The 23,107-nt window shown below is 68.6% G+C and carries 22 protein-coding genes and 2 tRNA genes; 21 read left to right on the plus strand and 3 right to left on the minus strand.

What is annotated here, in order from left to right; translation table 11 throughout:
- Positions 1 to 10 precede the first annotated feature (10 nt).
- The 7 genes from FHU13_RS15935 to FHU13_RS15965 all read left to right on the plus strand — a co-directional run bounded on the left by FHU13_RS15935 (position 11) and on the right by FHU13_RS15965 (position 4,274).
- Positions 11 to 664, plus strand: a complete 654-nt coding sequence (locus FHU13_RS15935) for a hypothetical protein (RefSeq protein WP_183436841.1) — start codon at positions 11 to 13, stop codon at positions 662 to 664.
- Positions 665 to 767: 103 nt separating this feature from the next.
- The gene (locus FHU13_RS15940) at positions 768 to 1,553 is read left to right on the plus strand and encodes a hypothetical protein (protein ID WP_210287680.1); all 786 of its coding nucleotides are present in this window, start codon (positions 768 to 770) and stop codon (positions 1,551 to 1,553) included.
- Entirely contained in the window at positions 1,550 to 2,083 is a 534-nt protein-coding gene (locus tag FHU13_RS15945; RefSeq protein ID WP_183436843.1) for a DUF1643 domain-containing protein, read from the plus strand. Before FHU13_RS15940 ends, FHU13_RS15945 begins: the two co-directional genes overlap by 4 nt.
- 67 nt (positions 2,084 to 2,150) lie before the next feature.
- Positions 2,151 to 2,363 carry a hypothetical protein gene (locus FHU13_RS15950; RefSeq protein WP_183436844.1) on the plus strand — a complete coding sequence of 71 codons (213 nt, stop codon included), beginning with the start codon at positions 2,151 to 2,153 and terminating at the stop codon, positions 2,361 to 2,363.
- Complete coding sequence (locus tag FHU13_RS15955; protein WP_183436845.1) at positions 2,353 to 2,811, plus strand: SLOG family protein; 459 nt, start codon at positions 2,353 to 2,355, stop codon at positions 2,809 to 2,811. The genes FHU13_RS15950 and FHU13_RS15955 overlap by 11 nt, the downstream gene beginning before the upstream one ends.
- A complete protein-coding gene (locus FHU13_RS15960) occupies positions 2,804 to 3,109 on the plus strand; it encodes a hypothetical protein (RefSeq protein ID WP_183436846.1) in 306 nt (101 codons plus the stop codon). The genes FHU13_RS15955 and FHU13_RS15960 overlap by 8 nt, the downstream gene beginning before the upstream one ends.
- Entirely contained in the window at positions 3,072 to 4,274 is a 1,203-nt protein-coding gene (locus FHU13_RS15965; protein WP_246714698.1) for an integrase, read from the plus strand. The genes FHU13_RS15960 and FHU13_RS15965 overlap by 38 nt, the downstream gene beginning before the upstream one ends.
- 77 nt (positions 4,275 to 4,351) lie before the next feature.
- Here FHU13_RS15965 and FHU13_RS15970 read toward each other — a convergent pair.
- Positions 4,352 to 4,427, minus strand: a tRNA-Asn gene (locus FHU13_RS15970).
- A gap of 245 nt (positions 4,428 to 4,672) precedes the next feature.
- Here FHU13_RS15970 and FHU13_RS15975 point away from each other — a divergent pair.
- From FHU13_RS15975 to FHU13_RS16030, 12 genes are all read left to right on the plus strand, one after another.
- Positions 4,673 to 4,746, plus strand: a tRNA-Cys gene (locus FHU13_RS15975).
- Between the two features lie 168 nt (positions 4,747 to 4,914).
- Positions 4,915 to 5,565 (plus strand): protein-L-isoaspartate O-methyltransferase, encoded by a 651-nt coding sequence (locus FHU13_RS15980; protein ID WP_183436847.1) that lies wholly within the window; start codon positions 4,915 to 4,917, stop codon positions 5,563 to 5,565.
- Positions 5,566 to 5,998: 433 nt separating this feature from the next.
- Complete coding sequence (locus FHU13_RS15985; protein WP_312889598.1) at positions 5,999 to 7,396, plus strand: TolC family outer membrane protein; 1,398 nt, start codon at positions 5,999 to 6,001, stop codon at positions 7,394 to 7,396.
- Between the two features lie 124 nt (positions 7,397 to 7,520).
- Positions 7,521 to 8,114: a PopZ family protein gene (locus FHU13_RS28245; RefSeq protein ID WP_183436848.1), complete on the plus strand. Its 594-nt coding sequence runs from the start codon at positions 7,521 to 7,523 to the stop codon at positions 8,112 to 8,114.
- Positions 8,115 to 8,248: 134 nt separating this feature from the next.
- Positions 8,249 to 10,969, plus strand: a complete 2,721-nt coding sequence (locus FHU13_RS15995; RefSeq protein WP_183436849.1) for a valine--tRNA ligase — start codon at positions 8,249 to 8,251, stop codon at positions 10,967 to 10,969.
- Entirely contained in the window at positions 10,966 to 11,703 is a 738-nt protein-coding gene (locus FHU13_RS16000) for a DUF2459 domain-containing protein (RefSeq protein ID WP_183436850.1), read from the plus strand. The genes FHU13_RS15995 and FHU13_RS16000 overlap by 4 nt, the downstream gene beginning before the upstream one ends.
- Positions 11,704 to 11,818: 115 nt before the next feature.
- Entirely contained in the window at positions 11,819 to 13,330 is a 1,512-nt protein-coding gene (locus FHU13_RS16005; RefSeq protein ID WP_183436851.1) for a Do family serine endopeptidase, read from the plus strand.
- Between the two features lie 215 nt (positions 13,331 to 13,545).
- Complete coding sequence (locus FHU13_RS16010; protein ID WP_246714699.1) at positions 13,546 to 13,692, plus strand: hypothetical protein; 147 nt, start codon at positions 13,546 to 13,548, stop codon at positions 13,690 to 13,692.
- Positions 13,693 to 13,834: 142 nt separating this feature from the next.
- Positions 13,835 to 14,716, plus strand: coding sequence for an aldo/keto reductase (locus FHU13_RS16015; protein WP_183436852.1), 882 nt, complete (start codon positions 13,835 to 13,837; stop codon positions 14,714 to 14,716).
- Between the two features lie 108 nt (positions 14,717 to 14,824).
- A complete protein-coding gene (locus tag FHU13_RS16020) occupies positions 14,825 to 15,274 on the plus strand; it encodes a hypothetical protein (protein ID WP_183436853.1) in 450 nt (149 codons plus the stop codon).
- 72 nt (positions 15,275 to 15,346) lie between these two features.
- Positions 15,347 to 16,426 carry a tartrate dehydrogenase gene (locus FHU13_RS16025; RefSeq protein WP_183436854.1) on the plus strand — a complete coding sequence of 360 codons (1,080 nt, stop codon included), beginning with the start codon at positions 15,347 to 15,349 and terminating at the stop codon, positions 16,424 to 16,426.
- A 13-nt stretch (positions 16,427 to 16,439) separates the two neighbouring features.
- A complete protein-coding gene (locus FHU13_RS16030; protein ID WP_183436855.1) occupies positions 16,440 to 17,264 on the plus strand; it encodes a 3-keto-5-aminohexanoate cleavage protein in 825 nt (274 codons plus the stop codon).
- A gap of 12 nt (positions 17,265 to 17,276) precedes the next feature.
- Here the strand turns inward: FHU13_RS16030 and FHU13_RS16035 are convergent, their stop codons facing one another.
- Positions 17,277 to 18,632, minus strand: a complete 1,356-nt coding sequence (locus FHU13_RS16035) for an MFS family transporter (RefSeq protein ID WP_183436856.1) — start codon at positions 18,630 to 18,632, stop codon at positions 17,277 to 17,279.
- A 462-nt stretch (positions 18,633 to 19,094) separates the two neighbouring features.
- Between FHU13_RS16035 and FHU13_RS16040 the strand changes: the two genes are divergently transcribed.
- Complete coding sequence (locus tag FHU13_RS16040) at positions 19,095 to 19,937, plus strand: DUF1236 domain-containing protein (protein WP_183436857.1); 843 nt, start codon at positions 19,095 to 19,097, stop codon at positions 19,935 to 19,937.
- A gap of 165 nt (positions 19,938 to 20,102) precedes the next feature.
- Complete coding sequence (lexA, locus tag FHU13_RS16045) at positions 20,103 to 20,828, plus strand: transcriptional repressor LexA (protein ID WP_183436858.1); 726 nt, start codon at positions 20,103 to 20,105, stop codon at positions 20,826 to 20,828.
- Here the strand turns inward: lexA and FHU13_RS16050 are convergent.
- Positions 20,822 to 23,080 (minus strand): ComEC/Rec2 family competence protein, encoded by a 2,259-nt coding sequence (locus tag FHU13_RS16050; protein ID WP_183436859.1) that lies wholly within the window; start codon positions 23,078 to 23,080, stop codon positions 20,822 to 20,824. The genes lexA and FHU13_RS16050 overlap by 7 nt on opposite strands.
- Between the last annotated feature and the right edge of the window lie 27 nt (positions 23,081 to 23,107).

A 23,107-nucleotide genomic window follows, 5' to 3' on the forward strand; every position in this document is an offset into this window, starting at 1 on the left:
GGGCCGCCTGATGCGCCCGCTCATCATCGACAGTTTCGCGGGCAAGCTAAGCCTGGGCGAGCTTTCGGGCCTGCGCCGCGATCCGATCCTTGCGCAGGCGAGCAGCATCGACAGCTCTGCGATCTATCGGAAGTCTGCCGACGATACTGGACAGATCAAGATTGTCCCAGGGCGGAAGTCCCTGTTCGGGTACATCACACGTCTGATGTTGCGGCCGGGTCGGCATAGCGTCGTACTCCGCCGGGCGACGCAGAATATTCTGACGCCCAATCAGACCAATTCAATCAAAGACGTTCGGTTGCAGAACGCGCCTGTCCTTGCCGGTTACCGTACCAACATCGACAGTTTCGCGGAGGCAGCATCATCCCTCGGCCGCGTCACCTCGCTTCTGCTCGGGAACTTCGTCAGAACAATCCTGTGCGTCGGCGGGCTGTTCATGAGCCTGCGACCGCTGATTACTGGGAAGTGGAACGGCTCGTGGGTCCGTCGCTCCGTACTGGATTACAGCGAGATCGTCGGTTCGGTTCGTCGTGTCGGTCATGGGGTACCTCCGCTTGGCCAACTCGGCCGCACGCGCGGAGTTGCCCGGCGCGAACAGCATTGGATGAAGGCGTTTAACGCCACCAGCACCAGCGCCCCCTCTCGCAAGGGAGAGGGGGCATGACCTCCTCTCCCGACACGACCTCCCTCGCCTCCGCAGTCGAGAGAGGGGGGAAGGCCGTCCTCCCCCCATCCGACACCCCGACCGCAGAGGGGGAGCGCGCGTGATGGCGGGACGCACTCTCATGTGGTGGTCCACTGGCGCCGCCAGTGCGATCGCCGCCGCTCTCACCCTGCGGGAAGACCCGGCCGCCATCATCGCTCGCTGCGAGACGAACAACGAAGACCCCGACAATTACCGCTTCGAGGCGGATGTGATGCGGTGGTTGAACGCCTCCGTGACGATCCTTCAGGCAGAGACCGACCGCTCTGTCTGGAACGTGTGGCAGCGCCGTCGCTACATCGCCGGCATCAACGGCGCGCAGTGCACGACCCTGATGAAGGTCGCGCCGCGGCTCGCGTTCCAGCGGCCCGACGATGTGCATGTGTTCGGCTACACGGCCGACCGCGGCGACGTGGAGCGCTTCGAGCGGCTGCGCGAGACCTACTTCGAGCTGACGGTGCGCGCGCCGCTGATCGAGCAGGGCATCACCAAGGCGGCAACGCTCGCGATGGTGGAGCGAGCCGGGCTGAAGCTGCCGCGTAGCTACGCAATGGGCTTCCCGAACGCGAACTGCCTCCTGACCGGATGCGGCAAGGCGAAGTCGCCCCGCTATTGGGCGCTCTACCGGAAGCACTTCCCGGCCGAGTTCGCCCGCACGGCAGCCTATGCCCGCGAGATCGGCGCCCGCCTGACCGAACTGAACGGCGAGCGCGCCTTCATCGACGAGATCCCGGCCGACCATCCGACCACGGACGCCATCGTGCCGGCCTGCGACTTCCTCTGCGCCATCGCGGAGCAGGATCTCGCCTCTCACCCCGCCCCGTCCGAGATCGAAGGAGGCCGGCCTTGAGCGCGATCATCTCTCCCTGCGGCCTGTATCGCTACCGGCTCGAACGCGATCTCGGCAGCATGCTCGCCGGGCCGACGGTCGCCTGGATCATGGTCAACCCGTCGACTGCGGACGCGGTCGAGGACGACCACACGATCCGCAAGGTGATCGGCTTCTCTCAGCGCCTCGGCGCCGGCCGGATCATCGTCGGCAACCTGTTCGCCTTCCGGGCGACCGACATCAAGGCGCTGCGCACGGCGGCCGACCCGATCGGTCTCGATGCGGACCAGCACCTGCGGGCGATCTTCGAAGCCGCCGAGCGCATCATCGTGGCTTGGGGCCCGGTCGCCAAGGTGCCGCCGCACCTCCGCACGCGCTGGCGCCGGCCGTTCGGATTCGCGCAGGCGCTCGGGCGCGAACTGATGTGCCTCGGCACCGCCCAGGACGGCCACCCGCTGCACCCGCTGATGCTCGGCTACGACCGGCCCCTCGTGCCGTGGTCGCCGCCCGGATGCAGCCTCGCCCCTCCCACCGCAGAGCCTACCCGATGACCACGGAGCACGACCCCGTCCCCTGCGCGAGCGGGTCCGAGATCCCCGCACCGGCCGCGACCATGAGGTGCTGTCGCGTGACGCGGAGTTCGCCTCCTCCACCGTGCTACGACACGGCGCCAAGGTCGTCGTCCTGCAGGAGATGCTGACCGGCCGCGTGCGGGTGCATCTCGCCAGCGAGGTCGAGGGCGACCGCTTCGTCCCCGTGGACCCGTCCGAGCCCGTCGAGCGCTCGAAGCTGCATGTCGTGCAGAAGGAGGATGATCGTCATGGCAAGTGAGAAGAGCGTTGCCGCGGAGATCGAGGCGGTGCGCCAGAAGGGGCCGCAGCGGGTTCTGGTCTGCGGCGGTCGGGACTTTACCGACAAGGGTGCGATCGTGCGCGCGCTGGCGCCATACAAGCCCGTGCCGTGGAACGCGGTTAGCGAGCACATCGTCATCCACGGCGGATGCCCGACCGGCGCGGACAAGCTGGCTGACGAATGGTGCGCCGTGTACGGCGTCCGAAAGCGCGTCTACCTCGCGGACTGGTCGAAACACGGGCGTGCGGCCGGGCCGATCCGCAACCAGCGCATGATCGACGAGGGGCGCCCCGATCTGGTGCTGGCCTTCCCCGGCGGCCGCGGCACCACCGATATGGTTCGCCGGGCGAGCGCCGCCGGCATTGAGGTCCGCGAGATCGCTGCCCTCGCCCCCAACTCCACAGAAGGGAGATCGGATCGTGGGTAGCGTTCGCAGTCAGGGGCCCGCTCAAGAGCCGTCCTGCCTGTATCCCGACGAAGCCGAACTCGCGCGAGTCGTGCTCGGCCCGAAGCGCGCGAAGGCATGGGGCGGTCTCGCCGCCGTGCTCGAACGCAGCGGCCTCCCGAAGGTCGATCCGATGATGGGCGGCCGCTACTGGCCGGCTGTCCGAGAATTTCTGGACCGCTACCACCATACCGGCGACCATGCCTCTTCCCGGCATCAGAGCCGGAGGGAGGAGGGTGTCCATGCCAGCGGAGCACGAGTTGCACGCGCCCGGTCTTAAACGGATGAAGCGCCACAACGGGCGCGTCGATCTTTATTGGGTGGCCGACGAGAAGCTCGCGGCCAAGGGGTTCACGCCGAAGACAGTTCGCCTGTTCGGAGACTGGCCGTCGCAGGAGATCGCGTCGCGCTGCGCGATCCTGCAGGCCGAGATGTTGGAGTGGGCTGCCGGCCGCGAGCCGGGCCGGAACGCGTTCGCCCTCGGCACCGTCGGCTGTATCTGCCGCGCCTTCGAGACCGACCCCGATTCGCCGATCCATGAGCGCCGTCGCGACACGCGCGTCTTCTACGGCAAATATATACGCCACCTCGTCGAGGCGGCCGGCGACGAGCACATGGCCGACATCATTGGACGCGACGTGCGGCGCTGGCACCGTGCCTGGACGGACGATCTCGGCGAGCGCGGCGCCTACGCCTGCATCCAGACGCTCCGCAGGGTCGTGAACTACGGCTGCGAGTTGCGGGACCGGGACGCAATCGAGTTGGCGGCCGTGCTGTCGAAGACGACGTTCCGGCAACCGCGCGCCCGCAAGCTCCGCCCGAGCCACGAGATGATCGTCGCGCTTCGCGCCGCCGCCCATGAGGCGGGCCGGCCGAGTATCGCGCTCGCAGTTACCCTTCAGTTCGAGCTCGGGCTTCGCCAGAAAGACGTGATCGGCGAGTGGGACCGGCCGGACGCAGAGGCCCGATCCCGGATCGCTGGGGCCATCACCGACGGTGCATGGGTTTGGGATTGGGGGCTCGTCTGGAACCACATCGACGGGACCATCCTGCGCAAGCCGACGTCGAAGTCGAACGGCAATGAGGTCGCCGAGCACGATCTCAGCCACTACCCCGAGCTGCTCGCCGAGATGCCGCCGCGCGGCGTCGGGCCCCTGGTCATCGATGAGCGCTCCGGCCTGCCGTGGAGACGCTCACACTTCAGCCGCACGTTCCGCGAGATCGCACGCGCCTCGGGCTGGCCGGACGGCATCTGGAACATGGACAGCAGGGCAGGGGCGGTTAGCGAGGCCTTCGAGGCAGGGGCGGCGCCGGCCGACGTGATGCGCACCGCGACGCACACACAGATGTCGACGACAATGCTTTATAATCGCGGGTCGGTGGTTCAGTCGGGCCGCGTGGCCGAGCTACGAACGGCACGGCGGAAGGCGAAGCCCGCAGGCTGAAAACAGCCCGAGAACAACGACGGTAACAGGCGCGGTAACACGCTCTGACCGAAGACTAGCTAAGTGCTTGAAAGATTTGGCTCCCCGAGCAGGACTCGAACCTGCGACAAAGCGATTAACAGTCGCTTGCTCTACCAACTGAGCTATCGGGGATCACCCGGCCGCCTCGGCGGCGCTGGCGGGTCATTAGCCTTCGTCGGTGGCGGGCGCAAGGGTCCTTTCGACGCTTTTTGCACCTTCTGAGCCGACGAGGCGATTTTTCCCCGGTGCCGAGGTGAAGCGGCAGCCTTCATGTCGATCGCGCGACAAGGCCGTTGCCGAGCGGGTCACGCCTCTGCTAGAGACGCCTCGCTCCGGAGCGGCCGCTCGGCCCGGAGCGTCGCGCATCGACGCGGCGAGGCCTCGTGGCGGAGTGGTTACGCAGAGGACTGCAAATCCTTGCACCCCGGTTCGATTCCGGGCGAGGCCTCCAAACTTCCGATCAGTCAGGATAATCGACCCTATTCGGCCCGGTGCAGAGCGCTCGCGCGAGCCTTGCAATTCCGGGAGCGATCCACGACAACCCGACCCGCTCGGACCAGCGCCGCTCGACGGGCGGGCGGAGAAATGCTCTGGCGCGGCGGCAGGGGATGGACGGCTCATGCTCGATTATGCTCAGGCGCGGCGCCTCATGGTCGATTGCCAGCTCCGGACCTTCGATGTGAATGACGTCGCGGTGCTCGACGCCTTCGACTCCGTGCCCCGCGAGCGTTTCGTCCCGCCAGGCCGCGAGGATTTCGCCTATATCGACCAGACGCTGACCTTCGATGCAGGTGAGGACGGAATCCGCGCGATGCCGGCTCCGATGGTGCTGGCGCGCATGATTCAGGCCCTCAAGATTCGCCCCGGCACCCGCACCCTCGATGTCGGCACCGGCTACGGCTACGGCGCAGCCATCCTGCGCCGGCTCGGCGCCGAGGTCGTCGCCCTCGAATCCTCCGTTGATCTCGTCGGCGCCGCGCGCGAACGTCTCGGTGACGGCGCCGATGTGGTTCAGGGCGCCCTGGCCGCCCCGGTCAAGGGAGGCGCCTTCGACGCCATCCTGGTCGAGGGCCGCGTCGAAATCCGGCCGCAGGCTCTGCTCGATCAGCTGGCCGATGACGGGCGGTTGGTCTGCGTGCTCGGCCCGCACCGGAATGCCAAGGCAACGCTGTTCGTGCGGGCGGGCGACGCCTTCGGGTCGCGCGCGTTGTTCGATGCATCGCTGCCAGCGCTCAAGAGCTTCGCGACCGAGCCCGGCTTCGCGTTCTGAATCAGGGCTGATTCCCGTCCGCAGACATATCGCTGCCCCATGATCGGCGCGCATCGCGCCCGAACTTGCCTCGCATCCACGTCACCTAGAACCGTCGGCGGCGAGGCCGCTCGCGCTCGCGCGGAACTCTGCGTGCGCGGCTCTTTTGGCGACCAGGGATTAAGTCCGAAGGGGTGTCGCTTTTTTGAGGCACCCACCGCCAATCGGACGCCGCGGTGCGGGAAACGCTGTCGCTGACGGCGCAAGCTCGGCTACTCTGACGCACGAGGCGGGCTGGCCATTCCAACGCACGGGCGTGCATGCGGCACCCCTGTCGCGACCCTCACGGTGCGGGTCGTCCGGCAGATGTCCTGAGGGCAACTGCGACGACGAACCGGGTGGGCACGGCGGTGCGGCGGGACGGCAAATCGAGAAACCGCAAGGGCTGATCGACGTGAAAGAACGGAACCCTGCGGCGCGGTCCGCGCTCCGGCTGGCTGGTGCCGTCGCATCGGTGCTGGTCGTTGCCAGTCCGGCCGCCGCCGAGACTCTTGAGAGCGCGCTGTCCCGCGCCTACCAGGCGAACCCAGCGCTGAACGCGGCGCGGGCGAATCTGCGCGCCACGGACGAGGACGTGAATCGCTTCCAGGCCGGTTACCGGCCGAACGCGGCGATCTCCGCCGATATCGGCGTCCAGCAGTTCCAGGGGTCGATCTCGGGCGCGCAGATCAGTGGCCGCCGCGGGCTGACGGTGCCGGGCGGTGCCGGCCTCACGGTCAACCAGAACCTGTTCGACGGCTTTCAGACGGACAACCGGGTCCGGGCCGCCGAATCGACCGTGCTCGGAACGCGCGAGGGCCTGCGCCAGACCGAGATGAACACGCTGTTCAACGCGGCTCAGGCCTACATGAACGTTCTGAGCGACACGGCGACGCTCGAACTCCAGCGCAACAACGTCGAGGTGCTCGAAGAGCAGCTCCGTCAGACCCGCGATCGCTTCAACGTCGGCGAGGTGACCCGCACCGACGTCGCGCAGGCCGAGGCGCGCCTCGCCGGCGCCCGCTCCCAGGTCAGCGCGGCGGAGGCGGCCCTGCGCGCCTCGATCGGCATCTTCCGGCAGATCATCGGCGTCGAGCCGCGTCAGCTCGCTCCCGGCCGGCCGCTCGACCGCTACGTGCCCAGCTCGCTCGATCAGGCGATCCTCATCGGCCTCAAGGAGCATCCGCAGATCCTCTCCTCGCTACACGCCGTGGACGTGGCAGAGCTGCAGGTGAAGGTGGCCGAAGGCGTGCTCTACCCGCAGGCGCAGGTGACCGGCGCCGTGCAGCAGCGCTACGACCAGCAGTTCCCTGGCGACAACGGCGTCACCGCCTCGATCGTCGGGCGGGTCAACATTCCGCTCTACCAGGGTGGCGGCGAGTACGCGGCGATCCGGCAGGCCAAGGAGAATGTCGGGCGCGCCCGCCTCATCGCCGATCAGGATCGCGACACGATCCGCGCCTCGATCGTGCGGACCTGGGGCAATCTCGAGGCCTCGAAGGCGCAGGTGATCGCCTCGCAGGCCCAGGTTCAGGCCAACGAGGTGGCGCTGAACGGTGTGCGCGAGGAGGCCCGTGTCGGCCAGCGCACCACGCTCGACGTGCTCAACGCGCAGCAGGAACTGCTCAGTGCCCGCGTCGCTCTGATCCGCGCGCAGCGCGACCGCGTGGTGAACTCCTACGACGTGGTCCAGGCGGTCGGCCGGCTTACGGTGCGCTTCACCAGCCTGCCGGTCACGCCCTACAGCGCCCGCGAGCACCTCGATCAGGTCCGCGATCTCTGGTTCGGCGTGCGCACGCCCGACGGCCGCTGACGGACCCGTCCGGGCGGCGTTTTCCTGTTGGCCGGCGGCGGACCCTGGTTGATGCCGGGTGAGGCGATGAAATAATTCGTTAACCTAATCATCGTCTTGTCAATCGTCACCGAGTATCGTCCCGATGAGCGCAGCGAGCCCTAAGGTTCAGGACAAGACGCAGGAACCCTCCATGGAGGAGATCCTCGCCTCGATCCGCCGCATCATTGCCGACGACCAAGCACCGAAGGCCGCCGAGGCCGAAGCACCGCCGCCTCCGGCTCCGCCGCCGGACGATGACGACGTGCTCGATCTCGCCGAGGTCGCCGAACCGGTGCGAAAGCCCGAGCCCGTGGCCTTCGACATGCCCGAGATCGATTTCCGGATGTCGGAATTCGACCCGGAACCCGAACCCGCCTTCGAGCCTGCGCCCCCGAAGCCTGATCCCTTCGACTTCGAGCCCGAGCCCGCACCCGCTCCGAAGGTGAGCGAGCGCGTCCGCGCGGCGGTCGAGGAGGAGGCGACGGAGCGGCTCGTCTCGTCCCGCACCGTCGAGAGCGTCGGCCAGAACTTTCAGCTCCTCGCGCATACGGTGCTGTCGCAGAACGCCCGCACGCTGGAGGACTTGGTCCAAGAGATGCTGCGGCCGATGCTGAAGAGCTGGCTCGATGACAACCTTCCGCACATGGTCGAGCGGATGGTGCGCGTCGAAATCGAGCGGGTGGCCCGCGGGCGCTGACACACCCAGCGCTCGCCGGCAGAACGGTCGAACCCTCGGCATAAGCGGGCCGACGGTTGACGGCGGCACCGCGGCGGGCCGATAGCGGCGGCGACATTTCTTCAGAACGCCGCCTCGAAAAGCCCGCTCCGCCCATGATGGACAAGACCTTCGACCCCGCCGCCGTCGAGGCGCGTGTCTCAACGGCCTGGGAAGAGGGCCAGGCCTTCCGCGCCGGCCGTCCCGAGCGCGCCGGCGCCGAACCCTTCAGCATCGTGATCCCGCCGCCGAACGTGACGGGCTCGCTGCACATGGGTCACGCGCTGAACAACACGATTCAGGACATCCTCGTTCGCTTCGAGCGGATGCGGGGCAAGGACGTGCTGTGGCAGCCGGGCACGGACCATGCCGGCATCGCCACGCAGATGGTGGTCGAGCGCCGGCTGATGGAGACGCAGCAGCCGGGCCGCCGGGAGCTGGGCCGCGAAGAATTCCTGCGCCGAGTCTGGGCCTGGAAGGAGGAATCCGGCGGCACGATCATCGGCCAGCTCAAGCGGCTCGGTGCCTCCTGCGACTGGTCGCGCGAGCGCTTCACCATGGACGAGGGCCTGAGTCGGGCCGTGCTCAAGACCTTCGTCGACCTGCACGGCCAGGGGCTGATCTACCGCGACAAGCGCCTGGTGAACTGGGACCCGAAGTTCCAGACCGCGATCTCCGACCTTGAGGTGCAGCAGATCGAGGTGAAGGGCCACCTCTGGCACTTCGACTACCCCGTCGTGGACGAGACCGGCGCGGAGACCGGCGCGGTCATCACCGTGGCGACCACCCGCCCCGAGACGATGCTCGGCGACACGGCGGTCGCCGTCCACCCGGACGACGAGCGCTACCGCGATCTCGTCGGCAAGCGCGTTCGCCTGCCACTGGTCAACCGGCTGATCCCGATCGTCGCCGACGCCTATTCCGATCCGGAAAAGGGCACGGGCGCGGTCAAGATCACCCCGGCCCACGATTTCAACGATTTCGAGGTCGGGCGCCGTCACAGTTGCCGCCCGATCAACGTGCTCGATGCCGAGGCGCGGATCCAGATCGCCGGCAATGCCGACTTCCTCACCGATGCGGAGCCGGAAGAGGCGGCGCTGGCACTCGACGGCCTCGACCGGTTCGAGGCGCGCAAACGGGTCGTCGCCCTGATGGAGGAGCGCGGCCTGCTGCGCGCGGTCGAGCCGAACACCCACGCGGTGCCGCATGGCGACCGTTCGGGCGTGGTGATCGAGCCGTACCTGACCGATCAGTGGTACGTGAACGTCAAGCCGTTGGCCGAGCGCGCGCTGCAGGCGGTGCGCGACGGGCAGACGAAGTTCGTGCCCGAGAACTACGAAAAGATCTTCTTCCAGTGGCTGGAGAACATCGAGCCGTGGTGCGTCTCGCGCCAGCTCTGGTGGGGCCACCAGATTCCCGTCTGGTACGATGCGGAGGGCGGCATCTTCGTCGCGGAGAGCGAGGCGGAGGCGCTCGCTCAGGCTAAGGCCAAGCACGGCTCCGAGGTCACGCTGACCCGCGATCCCGACGTGCTCGATACGTGGTTCTCCTCCGCGCTGTGGCCATTCTCGACGCTCGGCTGGCCGGACAAGACGCCGGAGCTGGCCCGCTTCTACCCCACCAACACCCTGGTGACGGGCAAGGACATCATCTTCTTCTGGGTCGCCCGGATGATGATGATGGGCCTGCACCTGACTGATCAGGCGCCGTTCGAGACCGTCTACCTGCACACCCTCGTCCGCGACGAGAAAGGTGCGAAGATGTCTAAGTCGAAGGGCAACGTGGTCGATCCGGTCGACCTGATCGACCGCTTCGGTGCGGATGCCCTGCGCTTCACCCTGGCCGCGCTCGCCGCCCCCGGCCGCGACATCAAGCTCGGGCCGCAACGGGTCGAGGGCTACCGCAACTTCGCGACCAAACTCTGGAACGCGGCGCGCTTCGCCGAGATGAACGGCTGCGAGCTCAAAGCCGATTTCCGGCCCGAAGACGTTCGGCAGACGCTCAACGCCTGGGCGCTCACCGAGGCCGCCAAGGCATTGGCCGAGGTGGCGCAGGCCATCACCGTCTACCGCTTCAACGACGCGGCGGCGGCCGCCTACCGCTTCGTCTGGAACGTCTTCTGCGACTGGTATCTCGAACTCGCCAAGCCCGTGCTTCAGGGCGAGGGCGTCGATCCGGCCGCGCGGGCGGAGACGCAAGCGACGGTCGCCTTCCTGATCGACCAGATTGCCAAGCTGCTGCACCCGTTCATGCCCTTCCTCACGGAGGAGCTGTGGGCGATCAAGGGGCAGGCGCTGCCGACGCCGCGCGGCCTGCTCGCGCTCGAATCCTGGCCGGATCTCTCGGCCTATCAGGACGCACGGGCCGAGGCCGAGATCGGCTGGCTGGTCGATCTGATCTCCGAGGTCCGCTCGGCCCGTTCCGAGACCAACGTGCCCGCTGGCGCCCAGATACCGCTGGTGCTGGTCGCCGCCGACGCCGCGGTGCGTGAGCGCGTCGAGCGCTGGAGCGAGACGCTGGTCCGCCTCGCCCGGCTCTCCGAGATCGGCTTCGCCGAGGCCGCTCCGAAGAACGCGGTGCAGCTCCTCGTGCGCGGCAGCGTGGCGGCGCTTCCGCTCGAGGGCATCGTCGATCTCGCGGCGGAAGTCGCGCGGTTGAAGAAGGAGGCTGCAAAGGCGCGGACCGAGATCGGCAAGATCGACGGCAAGCTCGGCAATGCCGACTTTCTCGCCCGCGCCCCCGAAGAGGTGGTGGACGAGCAACGTGAGCGCCGCGACGCGGAAGCGGCCCGGCTCGTCAAGATCGAGGAAGCTTTGACCCGGCTCAGCGACGCGTGAGGGGGCTGCGGCGGCTGGCTCTGGCGCTTGCCGGATTGGCCGCCGCGCTTGTTGCGCTCACACTCTGGACGGCGCAGCCCGGCGATCCGAGCCTCTACCCGCCGTCCGGCCCCGACGTAGAGACCGTATTCCTCGTCAGCCACGGCTGGCATGCGGGCTTGGTCCTGCGCCGTGAGAGCCTGACGGGGGAGGGGGCCGGCGCGGCCCTGCGCAATATCGCGACGCGGTTTCGCGCCTTTGACGATGTCGAGTTCGGCTGGGGCGAGGCGCGCTTCTACCGGGCGACGCCGACGCTGGCCGCCTTCGACTGGCGACTTGCCCTTTCGGCCCTGTTCACGCCTGGCGGCAGCGAGGGCGTGATCCAGGTGGTCGGGCTCGCCCAGCCCGTTCGCGAGAGCTTCCCGCAGGCCGAGATCGCCGCGGTGCCGCTGTCACGGGCGGGTTTCGCCCGGCTCCTCGCCCGCCTCGATGCCAGCTTTCGCCTCGCCGACGGCATGCCCGCCGCTCTCGGGCCGGGGCTCTATGGTCCGAGCCTGTTCTACGAAGGCGCGGGCCGTTTCTCGTACAGCAACGTCTGCAATCACTGGGCAGCGGGTCTCCTGAACGCCGCGGGTCTGCCGATCACGCCGGTGCTCGACACGCATCCGGCAGGTCTCCTCGCCGATCTGCGCTGGCGGGCGGGCCTGAACATCGTGGGCAGCTCTGATGCCGCGCCGGACCTGTCCAAACCGTAATCTTCACGCCATCCGGCCGTCAGGCTGGGGCCTCTAGGACTCATCCCACGGATCGCTGCCCGATGCCCCAACCGGTACGGGCGGTCGTCCAAACCCTTGTCCGTCGGAGAACCCCATGACCCTGACCGTCCGCCGCCGCGCCTTCGCCTCCGTCGCCGCGGCTGCCCTCGTCGCGGGCGGCGCGGCCGGATTCGGCCTGACCGAGCCCGCCACGCCGGCCTATGCCCAGGCCCTGCCCAAGACCCCGATCGAGGCGCCCGAGCACCCGCCGGGCTCGTTTGCCAACGTCGTCGACAAGGTGAAGCCGGGTGTCGTCGCCGTGAAGGTGAAGCTCGACAACAGCGCCGACGATGACGACGACAGTTCGGGCGGCCCCAACATGCAGCAGGTGCCGCCGCAGCTCCGCGAGTTCTTCAAGCGCTTCGGCCAAGGCGGTCCGGGTGGTCCGGGCGGGCGCGGCATGCCGCAGCGCGGTGAGCGCGGTGCGGTCGGCTCGGGCTTCATCATCTCGGCGGACGGCTACGTGGTCACCAACAACCACGTCGTCGACAAGGCCAAGACGGTCCAGGTCACGCTCGACGACAGCCGCACCCTCGACGCCAAGGTGATCGGCAAGGATCCCAAGACCGACATCGCGCTGCTCAAGATCACCGAGAGCGGCAGCTATCCCTACGTCCAGTTCGGCAAGGGCGCGCCGCGGGTCGGCGACTGGGTTGTGGCCATTGGCAACCCGTTCGGCCTCGGCGGCACCGTGACGGCAGGCATCGTCTCGGCCCGCGGCCGCGACATCGGTGCTGGTCCCTACGACGACTTCCTGCAGATCGACGCGCCGATCAACAAGGGCAATTCCGGCGGCCCAACCTTCAACGTCAACGGCGAGGTCGTGGGCGTGAACACGGCGATCGCCTCGCCGTCCGGCGGCTCGGTCGGCCTCGCCTTTGCCATCCCTGCCGAGACGGTCCAGGCGGTGGTCGAGCAGCTTCGCACCGACGGCAAGGTGGTGCGCGGTTATCTCGGCGTTCAGGTCCAACCGGTCACCAAGGACATCGCCGAAGGCCTTGGCCTCGACAAGGCGAAAGGTGCGCTGGTCGATCACGCCGAGAGCGGCACGCCGGCGGCCAAGGCCGGTCTGAAATCGGGTGACGTGATCGAGTCGGTCAACGGCGCGCCCGTCAACGATGCCCGCGATCTGTCGCGTCGCATCGCCGGCCTCAAGCCCGGCACCGAGGTGAAGCTCGCCTACCTGCGCAACGGCAAGAGCGACGTTGCGACGGTCGAACTCGGCACGCTGCCGACCGATGCCAAGGTGGCGAGCCGCGACGACAGCACGTCCGGCGGCCAGCCGCGGCTCGGCTTGAGCCTCGCGCCGGCCAACGATGTCGGCCTCGGCGACGAGGGCGTGGCAGTGATGGATGTCGATCCCGACGGGCCGGCCGCGGCCAAGGGCATCTCGCAGGGCGACGTGATCCTCGATGTCGCCGGCACCAGCGTCTCGAAGCCCTCCGAGGTGCAGGCGCAGATCCGCGCCGCCGAGTCGAACGGTCGCAAGGCCGTGCTGATGCGGGTGAAGAGCGCCAAGGGCCAGACCCGCTTCGTCGCCGTCGCGCTCGGCAAGAAGGAGGGCTGACCTCTTCGGAAACTAGGCGGGATCGTTTCGGTCCCGCTGACCTCTCCGGATATCCCCTGACTTCGCGCCCGCTCCCTGAGCGGGCGCATTTTTATTGATAGCCGCTCCATATTGCAACGATACTCACCCGGCTGCCCGGCGGGGGCCCAGGAGAGCGCCTATACGAGATCGCCCGCAGCGCCCCCGGGGCGGCGCGCGGCACTCAGGACGTCTCGATGAGCGGGGCGCAGGTGCAGGCGCTGTCGAGCGGGTTTGGGTCGGCGGCGCAGCAGGTGATGATGGCCTCGTCCGAACTGTCGATCCAATCCGAGAACGTGCGGCGCGACGTCGAGGACTTCCTCGCCGCGATCCGGGCCGCCTGAGGAGCCCGCCCGCACGATCCATGGGCGAACCGCTTCGTTCGCGCAGGGTATGGGCGAAAAAGGGTCGGTCGCGGCGCGGCGGACCCGGCGGCGGCCTTTCGGGTTCTCCCCTCAAGGGGAGCGCTGCGAAAGGAAGACAGGCATGGCGAGCGTCGAGGCATCCGGCACCTTCGCGATCGGCGGAGATCTCACCGTTCACCGTCTCGGGTTCGGCGCGATGCGCGTCACCGGGGCGGGCATCTGGGGCGATCCTCCGGATCGCGAGAAGGCGAAGGTGACGCTGCGGGCGGTGCCCGGTCTCGGGATCGACCTGATCGATACCGCCGACAGCTACGGCCCCTTCGTCAGCGAGGATCTGATCCGGGAGACGCTTCATCCCTACAAAGGTCTCGTCATCGCCACGAAGGGCGGCCTGACCCGTCACGGTCCCGACATCTGGCGCCCCGTCGGCAATCCCGACTATCTGCGCCAATGCGTGCTGATGAGCCTACGGCGCCTCGGGCTCGAGCGCATCGACCTGTGGCAACTCCACCGGATCGGGCCGGACTGCCCCCGCGAGGTCCAGTTCGAGGCGATCGCCCGGATGCGGGAGGAGGGACTGATCCGCCATGTCGGTCTCTCCGAGGTCTCGGTCGAGGACATCGAGGCGGCCCAGAATTATTTCTCGGTGGCGAGCGTGCAGAACCGCTACAACCTTGTCGACCGCACCAGCGAGGCGGTGCTGGCTTATTGCGAGCAGCACGGCATCGGCTTCATCCCCTGGGCTCCCCTCGACAAAGGATCGCTGACCGGTCCGGGCTCCGCCCTGGAATCGATCGCAGCGCGTGTCGGCGCGAGCGGCGGCGCGGTGGCGCTCGCGTGGCTCCTGAAGCGCTCCCCGGTGATCTTGCCGATCCCCGGCACCGGTGATCCGGGTCACCTCGAAGAAAACGTAGCCGGCGCCGATCTCCACCTGAGCGACGAGGACTTTGCCGTCCTCGACCGCGCTGGCCGCGAAGCGTGGCGAAGCACGAGCGCCGGATAGGGTCGAGCGTGCTCCGGCACACCTCCCGACCGGGCGGCGAGGGAACCTGACCTGGCGCGATTCTTTCATGTCCGGGGCGGCGCAAACCGCCTGAAGGAAAGGATCGACATGACATCGGCCGGCCACCTCGTTCGTACCGGACTCCTCGGTGGTCTCGCGCTCGTCGCCGCGGCCACCGCTCCGGCGCTGGCACAGACGCGCTGGGTCTCCGGCACCTATATCTACGCCGACCTCTGCACGATGCCGGAAGACGGAGCGCGGGCCGGTCGGCGCATCACCCTCAAGCGCTGGCCCAAAGGCGACAACGTCGTCTACGAGGGCGCTGGCCTCCCCGCGCCGGTCGAGACGGCCGTGACGATCGACGACATCACCAAGGCCGTCGCCTTCCGGGTCGAGACGAGCGTCGGCCCGGTCAACTTCCGCGGCAAGGCCGGACCCGACGCGCTCGTCGGCACCCTGGAGGGCGCCGATGGTGCGCAGCCGCTGCGGCTGAAGCGCGTGCTGCGCGCCCGCGCTCAGGAAGCCTGCCCCGGCGAGACGACAGGATCGATCAACTGATCCGTGGCTTGCCATTGACGTCGTCGGCTGCCGGCGCAAGTGAGGCGCGGGGGCCGACACGAGGCGAGCAGCATGGGCGGGACGAAGCGCAGCTACCGGATCGCGGTGATTCCCGGCGACGGCATCGGCAAGGAGGTCGTGCCGGAGGGTGTGCGGGTGCTGGAGCGGGCTGCCGCCCGCCACGGTTTCGAGATCTTGCAGGACTGGTTCGGCTTCGCGAGCTGCGACTACTACGAGGCGCACGGGCGGATGATGCCCGAGGACTGGAAGGAGCGCGTCGGCTCTCACGATGCGATCTTCTTCGGCGCCGTCGGCATGCCCGAGCGCGTGCCGGACCACATCTCGCTCTGGGGTTCGCTGATCCAGTTCCGGCGCGAGTTCGACCAGTACGTCAACCTGCGCCCGGTACGGTTGATGCCGGGCGTCGCCAGCCCGCTCGCCGGCCGCAAACCCGGTGACATCGACTTCTGGGTGGTCCGCGAGAACACCGAAGGCGAGTATTCGAACGCGGGCGGGCGGATGTTTCCCGGCACGGAGCGCGAGTTCGCGGTGCAGGAATCGGTCTTCACCCGCCACGGCGTCGATCGCGTGCTGACATTCGCCTTCGAGCTGGCGCAGAGCCGGCCGAAGAAGCATCTGACCTCGGCAACCAAGTCGAACGGCATTTCGATCACCATGCCGTTCTGGGACGAGCGGGTGCGGGCGGTGGCGCAAAAATATCCCGATGTCCGGTGGGACCAGTACCACATCGACATCCTGACCGCGCATTTCGTGCTGAACCCGGACCGGTTCGACGTGGTGGTGGCCTCGAACCTCTTCGGCGATATCCTCTCCGACCTCGGCCCGGCCTGCACCGGAACCATCGGCATCGCGCCGTCGGGCAACATCAACCCGGACCGGCTCTTCCCGTCCGTGTTCGAGCCGGTGCACGGCTCGGCACCCGATATCGCGGGGCAGGGGATTGCCAACCCGATCGGCCAGATCTGGTCGGGAGCGATGATGCTGGAGCATCTCGGCGAGCGCGAGGCCGCAGCCGAGATCGTCGCCGGCATCGAGCGGGTGCTCTCGGAGCGGACGCTGCGCACGCGCGACCTCGGCGGGAACGCCGACACGCAAGCCTGCGGACGCGCGGTCGAGCAGGCGCTGGGCTGAAGAGTCGACAGCGATGAGACCCGTCGTCGTCACCGTGGCGATCACCGGATCGGTCGCGCGCAAGGCCGACAACCCGACCGTGCCGATCACGCCCGCCGAGCAGATCGAATCGATCCACGCCGCCTACGAAGCCGGCGCGGCGCTCGCCCACATCCACGTGCGCGAGGACGACGAGAGTCCGTCGCTCGATCCCGAGCGCTTCGGGCGGGTGCAGGAGGGCATCCGCCGGCACTGCCCGGACATGATCGTGCAGTTCTCGACGAGCGGGGCGGGCTCCGACCCGGCCGAGCGGGGCGCCTGCCTGATCCACCGCCCGGACATGGCCTCGCTCACCACGGGCTCGGTCAATTTCGGCGACGGGGTCTACGAAAACCCGGCCGCCTCGTTCACCGCGCTCGGCCGACGGATGCGGGAGGCGGGCGTCGCCCCGGAGATCGAGGTGTTCGACCTCACCCATCTCCACAACGCCCGCCGCCTCGTCGACGAGGGCGTGATCGGCGCCGAGCCCCATGTCCAATTCGTCATGGGCATCCGCAACGCCCTGCCGCCCGATCCGCACCTCCTCGACATTCTGCTGGCGGAGACCCGGCGCCTGCTGCCGGGCGCGACCTGGGGCGCCTTCGGCATCGGCCGCTTCCAGAGCCCGGTGATGGGCTGGGCGCTCGCGCGCGGCGCGCAGGGGGTGCGAACAGGCCTCGAGGACAATGTCCGCCTCTCCAAGGAGCGGCTCGCCGACGGCAACGCCGAACTCGTCCGCCTGGCCGCCAAGACCTGCGCCGAGCACGGCGCCCGTCCGGCGACGCCCGCCGAGGCGCGGGCGATTCTGCGCCTCGGCTGAACGGCTCGTTCCTCACGCCAACGCGGCCCTCGTCTTGCGCCCCAGAGCCTCCTCGACGGTGCCGTCGCCGTCGAGATAGCCGTGGCGCTTCGGGTTCGGCATCAGCAGCGAGGCGACGAAGGCGACCGCGAGCATCACCGCGACGTACCAGAAGAAGCTGCTCTCCGCGCCGGCCTGCTTCAGCCAGAGCGCGACCGCCTCTGCCGTTCCGCCGAACAGGGAGTTGGCCACCGCGTAGGCCAGGCCGACGCCGAGAGCGCGCACCTGGGTCGGGAACAGCTCCGCTTTCACGATGCCGCTGATGCCGGTGTAGAAGCTGATCACCACGAGCCCGATCATGATCAGGCCGAAGGACAGGATCGGGCTCGTGGTGGCGCCGATCGCCGTCATCAGCGGCACGATCATCACCATGCCGAGCCCGCTAAACAGGATCATGCTCGTCTTCCGGCCGATCCGGTCCGAGAGCCAGCCGAAGAAGGGCTGGATCACCATGTAGACGAACAGTGCTACTGTGGTGATCTGCGAGGCGGCCACCTTGTCCAAGTGGGCGGTGTTGAACAGGTATTTCGGCATGTAAGTCGTGAGCGTGTAAAACGACAGCGAGCCGCCGGCCGTGTAGGCGAACACCACGGCGAAGGCGCGCCAATGCTTGAACAGCCCGGCAAGGGTTCCCGATTCCTTCGAATCCTTGTTCTCCTTGCTTATCGTCTCAGACAGCGAGCGGCGCAGGAACAGGGCGACCACGGCAGCCAGCGCACCGATCACGAAGGGAATGCGCCAGCCCCAGGCGGTGAGTTGCTCGGCCGTGAGCAGGCTTTGCAGCACAACCAGCACCAGCGAGGCCAGGAGCTGGCCGCCGATCAGCGTGACGTACTGGAACGAGGCGTAGAAGCCGCGCTGTCCCTTGGTGGCGACCTCGCTCATGTAGGTCGCGCTCGTGCCGTACTCGCCACCCACCGAGAGGCCCTGCACCATGCGCGCGACGACGAGCAGGACCGGCGCAAGATGCCCGACGGTGGCGTAGGTCGGCAGCAGCGCGATGGCGAGCGAGCCGCCGCACATCATCAGCACAGAGATCATCAGCGAGGTCTTGCGCCCAAGTCGGTCGGCGATGCGCCCGAACAGCCAGCCGCCGACCGGCCGCATGAAGAAGCCCACCGCGAAGACCGCCGCCGACTTGAGGAGTTGGCCGGTGCTGTCGCCTTCGGGAAAGAAGACGGGGGCGAAGTAGAGGGCGAAGAAGGCGTAGCAGTAGAAGTCGTACCACTCGACGAGATTGCCGGACGAGGAACCGACGATCGCCATGATGCGGCGTCGGCGATCGGCCGCGTCGTCCCCTGTCGCAGCCGTCGCGGTGATATCCGGCATGCATTCCCCCTTGGTGATTCACTCTCTGGGCGGCCTTGAGCCTTGTAAAGCTAAGTACCCAACCGAGATGGACTAGCCGCCAAGGCCAGGCCCGCCCTGGCCGATGTCAGCGAACCATGAGTCCGACCGCGTCGATCAAGCCCAAGCAAAGTTCGTCCGGGGATCGCGCGTCGGATGTCGTGTCCGTCCGTGCGACATGACCAACCCCTCGTGCCGACGGATCGCGGCCCGGCGTCGCCTCGATACCAAGGGCAAATATCCTGAGTCATTTATGTATTCATATAGTTATAACACACATACGCAAGTAACTCAGCACAGATGCGCGACCCACCCGTACGCACAGCTACGCTCATCTGGAATATTGCTTCCCGATGCATCTTTTGGGAACGCTTTTCGCGAGATCGTCGTTGCGAAACGAGTTTCGGCGCCGCGTCGGCCGCCGGCAGAAGACAGGTACGGAACATGACGAAGTTCTTTCGCAGCACGGCGACGGCCGCCATCCTCGTGCTCGGCGCGGCGACCGCACTCGCTCAGGGTGGGGGCGGCGGCGCCGGAGGCGGCGCGGGCGGAGGCGCAGGCGGAGGCGCGGGCGGCGGTGCCGGGATGGGAGCCGGTGGTGCCGGTGGCGCGAGCGGCGCCGGAGGAGGGGCCGGAAGCAGTGTAGGCGGTGCAGGCGGCGGGGCTGCGAGCGGGCCTCGGGGCGGTGCCGGTGATGCAGGCGGCGCCGGGGGTACCCGCGGCGGCGCTGATGTGGGCGGCGCCCGCGGAGGCGAGACGGGCGGTGCGGCGGGCGGCGCCGGGCGCGGCGGCGAAGCGGGTGAGGCCGGCCCACGCGGCGGGCGAGAAGGCGGACCGTCCCGCGCCGGAGAGTCGGGTGAGCGCGGCAATCGTGACACCGGCCGCAACGGCGCAAGTGAACGCGACGGCCGGGGTGGCCGTGACGCGGCTGGTGAGCGGGGCGGGCGCGACGCAGCAGGCGAACGTGGGGCACGCGACGGAGCCGGCGAACGCGGTGGCCGAGGTGCTGCCACGGAGGCACGCGGCGCCTCGAAAAGCCTGAGTTCAACGCAGCGCACTGAGTTCCGCCAGTCGATCACCCGGTCCAATGTCCGGGCCGTCACGAACGTCAACTTCGCCGTTCGCGTCGGCACGGCGATCCCACGCTCGGTGTCGCTGCACCCGCTGCCTCCGGCGATCCTCTCGCTGGTGCCGGCCTATCGCGGCCTGCAGTTCATCCTTGTGGGGGACGACATCGTCATCATCGATCCCGACACCTACGAGATTGTGGACGTGATCCCGGCCTGATCAGGATCAGTCACGTCGCAACGATGGGCGGCGGCGCTTGGGTGCCGCCGCCCTCTGCGTGTTCCGGTTCGCCTTGCGGAACAGGAGAGGAACGTCTAGGCTGTTCGCGCTTTGTTTCTAACGATTCTGCGGCGCCCCCGGCCCGCGGTCGACAGCAGGTGCCGCATGCTGACCCGCAAGCAACTCGAACTGCTCCAATTCATCCAGCAGAGGATGCAGGAGAGCGGTGTGCCGCCATCCTTCGACGAAATGAAGGATGCGCTCGATCTCAAATCCAAATCCGGCATCCACCGCCTGATCATGGCGCTTGAGGAGCGCGGCTTCCTGCGCCGCCTGCCGAATCGGGCGCGGGCGATCGAAATCCTGCGCATGCCCGACATGCCGGCCGCCAGGCCGGCGCCTGCCTCCGAGCCGCGCCGCTTCACCCCGAGCGTGGTCGAAGGCGGTCTTTCGGCCAAGTCTCCCGCACCGAAGCCAGCGATGCTGCAGGCTCACGACGGAAACGGACGTTCGGTGATGGTGCCGGTGATGGGCCGGATCGCCGCCGGTACGCCGATTTCGGCGATCGAGAGCCAGAGCCACTCGATCTCGATGTCCCCCGACTTTCTTTCGGGTGGCGAGCACTATGCCCTGGAAGTGCGCGGCGACTCGATGATCGAGGCCGGCATCCTCGACGGCGACCTCGTGGTGATCCACAAGCAGGACACCGCCAACAACGGCGACATCATCGTGGCATTGATCGACGACGAGGAGGCGACCCTCAAGCGGCTGCGCCGTCGCGGCTCCTCGATCGCGCTGGAGGCCGCCAACCCGTCCTACGAGACCCGTGTGCTCGGGCCCGACCGGGTGCGCATTCAGGGCAAGCTCGTAAGTCTCGTGCGCCGCTACTGAGGAATTTCGGAGGGCGGCGGGTCCGATGGATCCGCCGCACCCGGATCGCTGGATGGTTGGGACTCCGGCTGGGCTGCCGGCGTCGCCGCGTTGGCGGGCCTCGGCTGCCAGGGCTTCGGCTGACCGGCCGCGCGCGCCGTAACGACCTCCGGCCCCGCCGCGCCGAGACGGATCGCGGTGGCTCCCTGCGCCGCCAGGACGGTGCGATCGGCGATCAGCGGCGCGGCGCAGCCCGGCGGGACCCGCAGACGCGTGATCAGGATATCGGCCCGGGCGCAATCCTCGGCGAAGGCGCGCTTGTCGGTGACGAGAGAGACGGCGCGCCCGTCGACGGCCGCGAGGGTGCAACCGAGGCGGTCGCAGCGCGGGATGGCCGCTCCGGTGACGCTGTCCGGGCGGCGCCCGTCGCCGTCGGCCTTCAGCCACTGTTCCAGCACGAAGCCGGGTGGGCGCCCAAGGACGACGAGGCGCCCGTCCTTGCCGCGGACCGCGGCGCCGGCCCCGTCGCGATCGATGTAGATGTCATAGCGGGTTGGGCTCGCGGCCAGCGCGATGCCGAGACCCGCCGGCAGCAGGGCGAGGAGACGCAGCCGCGAGACCGGAAGGGTCGCGAGGAGCAGGGCAGCCGCGAGCAGCGTCAGGGCACCGGTCCCGAACGCCGGCAGCACCACGTTGGCCTGCCCGAACCCGGCGATCCAGGCTGAGATGTCGAGCATGCCGCGCACCGCGAGCCCCATCAGCCACCAGACCGGGCGATCGAGGGCGAAGGGGTAGGCCAGCATCCCGAGCACCGCCGCAGGCATCACCGCGAGCGAGACGAGGGGGAGGGTCAGCGCGTTGCCGACAAGGCCGAAGGGCTGAACCGTCTGGAAATGGTAGGTCGCGAAAGGTGCGGTGGCGATCTGCGCCACCAGCGTCGTGGCCAATGTGCCGACCACCGCCGTCGCCATCCACGACGCGGCCCGCGCGATCCGTGAGGAACTCTCGGTTCGGAAGACGCGTCCGTCGATGAGCGGCGCGCAGGCGATCAGACCGGCCACCGCCCCGAACGACATCTGGAAGCTCGGACCGAGCAGCGCCTCCGGCTCGCGGGCCAGTGCCAGGATCGCTGCGAGGGCGAGGTTGCGCATGCTGAGCGCCGGCCGATCGACGAGGATCGCACCCAGCATCACCAGCGTCATGATCAGCGCCCGCTCCGCGGCGACATCCCAGCCCGAGAAGGCGCAGTAGGCGGTCACGCCCAGCATCGCCGCACCGGCCGCGATCTTCTTGATCGGCCAGGCGAGGGCGAGCACCGGCACCAGCGCGAGCCCGGCCCGCACCAGCCAGAATACGACGCCGGCCGCGAGCACCATGTGAAGCCCGGATATCGAGACGACGTGATAGATGCCCGCCGCCCGCAACACATCGTTGGTCTCGTTCGAGATCAGCCCGCGCTTTCCCGTGACGAGGGCCGCTGCGACGGCCCCGGCCTGCCCGCCGATCGCCTCGGTAATCCGGCGGGTGAAGGCGTTGCGGGTCGCGTCGATGGCGGCAGCGAGGCGCAGCGACAGCGGCAACGGTTCGGCCGGAGTCCCGACCTCGACCTTGCCCACCAGCGATCCCACCGCTCCGATCCCACGGAAGTAGGCGTCGCGCGCGAAATCGTAGCCGCCCGGCCGCACCGCCTCCGGCGGCGGCAGCAGTCGGGCGGTGGCGCGGATCGTATCGCCCGGCCGCACTGCCTGCGCCGCGCGGTAGGAGACCCGCACCCGTTGCGGACGCTGCGCCGCATCGAGCTCGCCGAAACGCTCGACCCGCACGATCAGCCGCGCACCGCCCTCGCGCTCGTCGAGTCCCTCGACCAGACCGGTGAGCGGCGCGATGGTGATGCGGGTCAGCACCGGCCCGGCGACGGAAGCGACGCGCCGGACGCCGGACGCGAAGCCGAGGAAGAGGGCGGCGAGGGCGAGCATCAGCGCAAGCGCCACCGGGCGCGCTCGCAGCAGCGGCGTCACCGCGAGGCAGAGACCCGCCGCGATCAGCGGGGCGGCGAGGGAAGGTTCCCCATCCGTCGCCGTGAAGAAGATGAGGATGCCGGCCCCGAAGGCGACGGCGAGCCAGGGGAACAGCCGGCGCTGCTCGGCCTCGCGGCCGAGGCTTGCGCCCAAACCCTCGATCGTGCTCCGCCAAAGCTGCGAGGGGGCGGGAACGCGACCGGCGAGGAGGGCCGGAACCGCCCCGCGCATCGCCCTGCCGCCGCCCTGCGCCATGCCCCGCCACGTCCCGAGACCTGCAAT

This window comes from Methylobacterium sp. R2-1 (assembly GCF_014191355.1).
In the GTDB taxonomy this organism is placed as follows: Bacteria; Pseudomonadota; Alphaproteobacteria; order Rhizobiales; family Beijerinckiaceae; genus Methylobacterium.

What these genes read in the sequence shown, in the direction of transcription:
- FHU13_RS15935 (WP_183436841.1), top strand. Translation starts at nt 11, where the DNA reads ATGCGCCCGCTCATCATCGACAGTTTCGCGGGCAAGCTAAGCCTGGGC.
- FHU13_RS15940 (WP_210287680.1), top strand. Translation starts at nt 768, where the DNA reads ATGGCGGGACGCACTCTCATGTGGTGGTCCACTGGCGCCGCCAGTGCG.
- FHU13_RS15955 (WP_183436845.1), top strand. Translation starts at nt 2,353, where the DNA reads ATGGCAAGTGAGAAGAGCGTTGCCGCGGAGATCGAGGCGGTGCGCCAG.
- FHU13_RS15965 (WP_246714698.1), top strand. Translation starts at nt 3,072, where the DNA reads ATGCCAGCGGAGCACGAGTTGCACGCGCCCGGTCTTAAACGGATGAAG.
- FHU13_RS15980 (WP_183436847.1), top strand. Translation starts at nt 4,915, where the DNA reads ATGCTCGATTATGCTCAGGCGCGGCGCCTCATGGTCGATTGCCAGCTC.
- FHU13_RS28245 (WP_183436848.1), top strand. Translation starts at nt 7,521, where the DNA reads ATGAGCGCAGCGAGCCCTAAGGTTCAGGACAAGACGCAGGAACCCTCC.
- FHU13_RS15995 (WP_183436849.1), top strand. Translation starts at nt 8,249, where the DNA reads ATGATGGACAAGACCTTCGACCCCGCCGCCGTCGAGGCGCGTGTCTCA.
- FHU13_RS16005 (WP_183436851.1), top strand. Translation starts at nt 11,819, where the DNA reads ATGACCCTGACCGTCCGCCGCCGCGCCTTCGCCTCCGTCGCCGCGGCT.
- FHU13_RS16010 (WP_246714699.1), top strand. Translation starts at nt 13,546, where the DNA reads ATGAGCGGGGCGCAGGTGCAGGCGCTGTCGAGCGGGTTTGGGTCGGCG.
- FHU13_RS16015 (WP_183436852.1), top strand. Translation starts at nt 13,835, where the DNA reads ATGGCGAGCGTCGAGGCATCCGGCACCTTCGCGATCGGCGGAGATCTC.
- FHU13_RS16020 (WP_183436853.1), top strand. Translation starts at nt 14,825, where the DNA reads ATGACATCGGCCGGCCACCTCGTTCGTACCGGACTCCTCGGTGGTCTC.
- FHU13_RS16025 (WP_183436854.1), top strand. Translation starts at nt 15,347, where the DNA reads ATGGGCGGGACGAAGCGCAGCTACCGGATCGCGGTGATTCCCGGCGAC.
- FHU13_RS16030 (WP_183436855.1), top strand. Translation starts at nt 16,440, where the DNA reads ATGAGACCCGTCGTCGTCACCGTGGCGATCACCGGATCGGTCGCGCGC.
- FHU13_RS16035 (WP_183436856.1), bottom strand. Translation starts at nt 18,632, where the DNA reads ATGCCGGATATCACCGCGACGGCTGCGACAGGGGACGACGCGGCCGAT.
- FHU13_RS16040 (WP_183436857.1), top strand. Translation starts at nt 19,095, where the DNA reads ATGACGAAGTTCTTTCGCAGCACGGCGACGGCCGCCATCCTCGTGCTC.
- lexA (WP_183436858.1), top strand. Translation starts at nt 20,103, where the DNA reads ATGCTGACCCGCAAGCAACTCGAACTGCTCCAATTCATCCAGCAGAGG.
- FHU13_RS16050 (WP_183436859.1), bottom strand. Translation starts at nt 23,080, where the DNA reads ATGGCGCAGGGCGGCGGCAGGGCGATGCGCGGGGCGGTTCCGGCCCTC.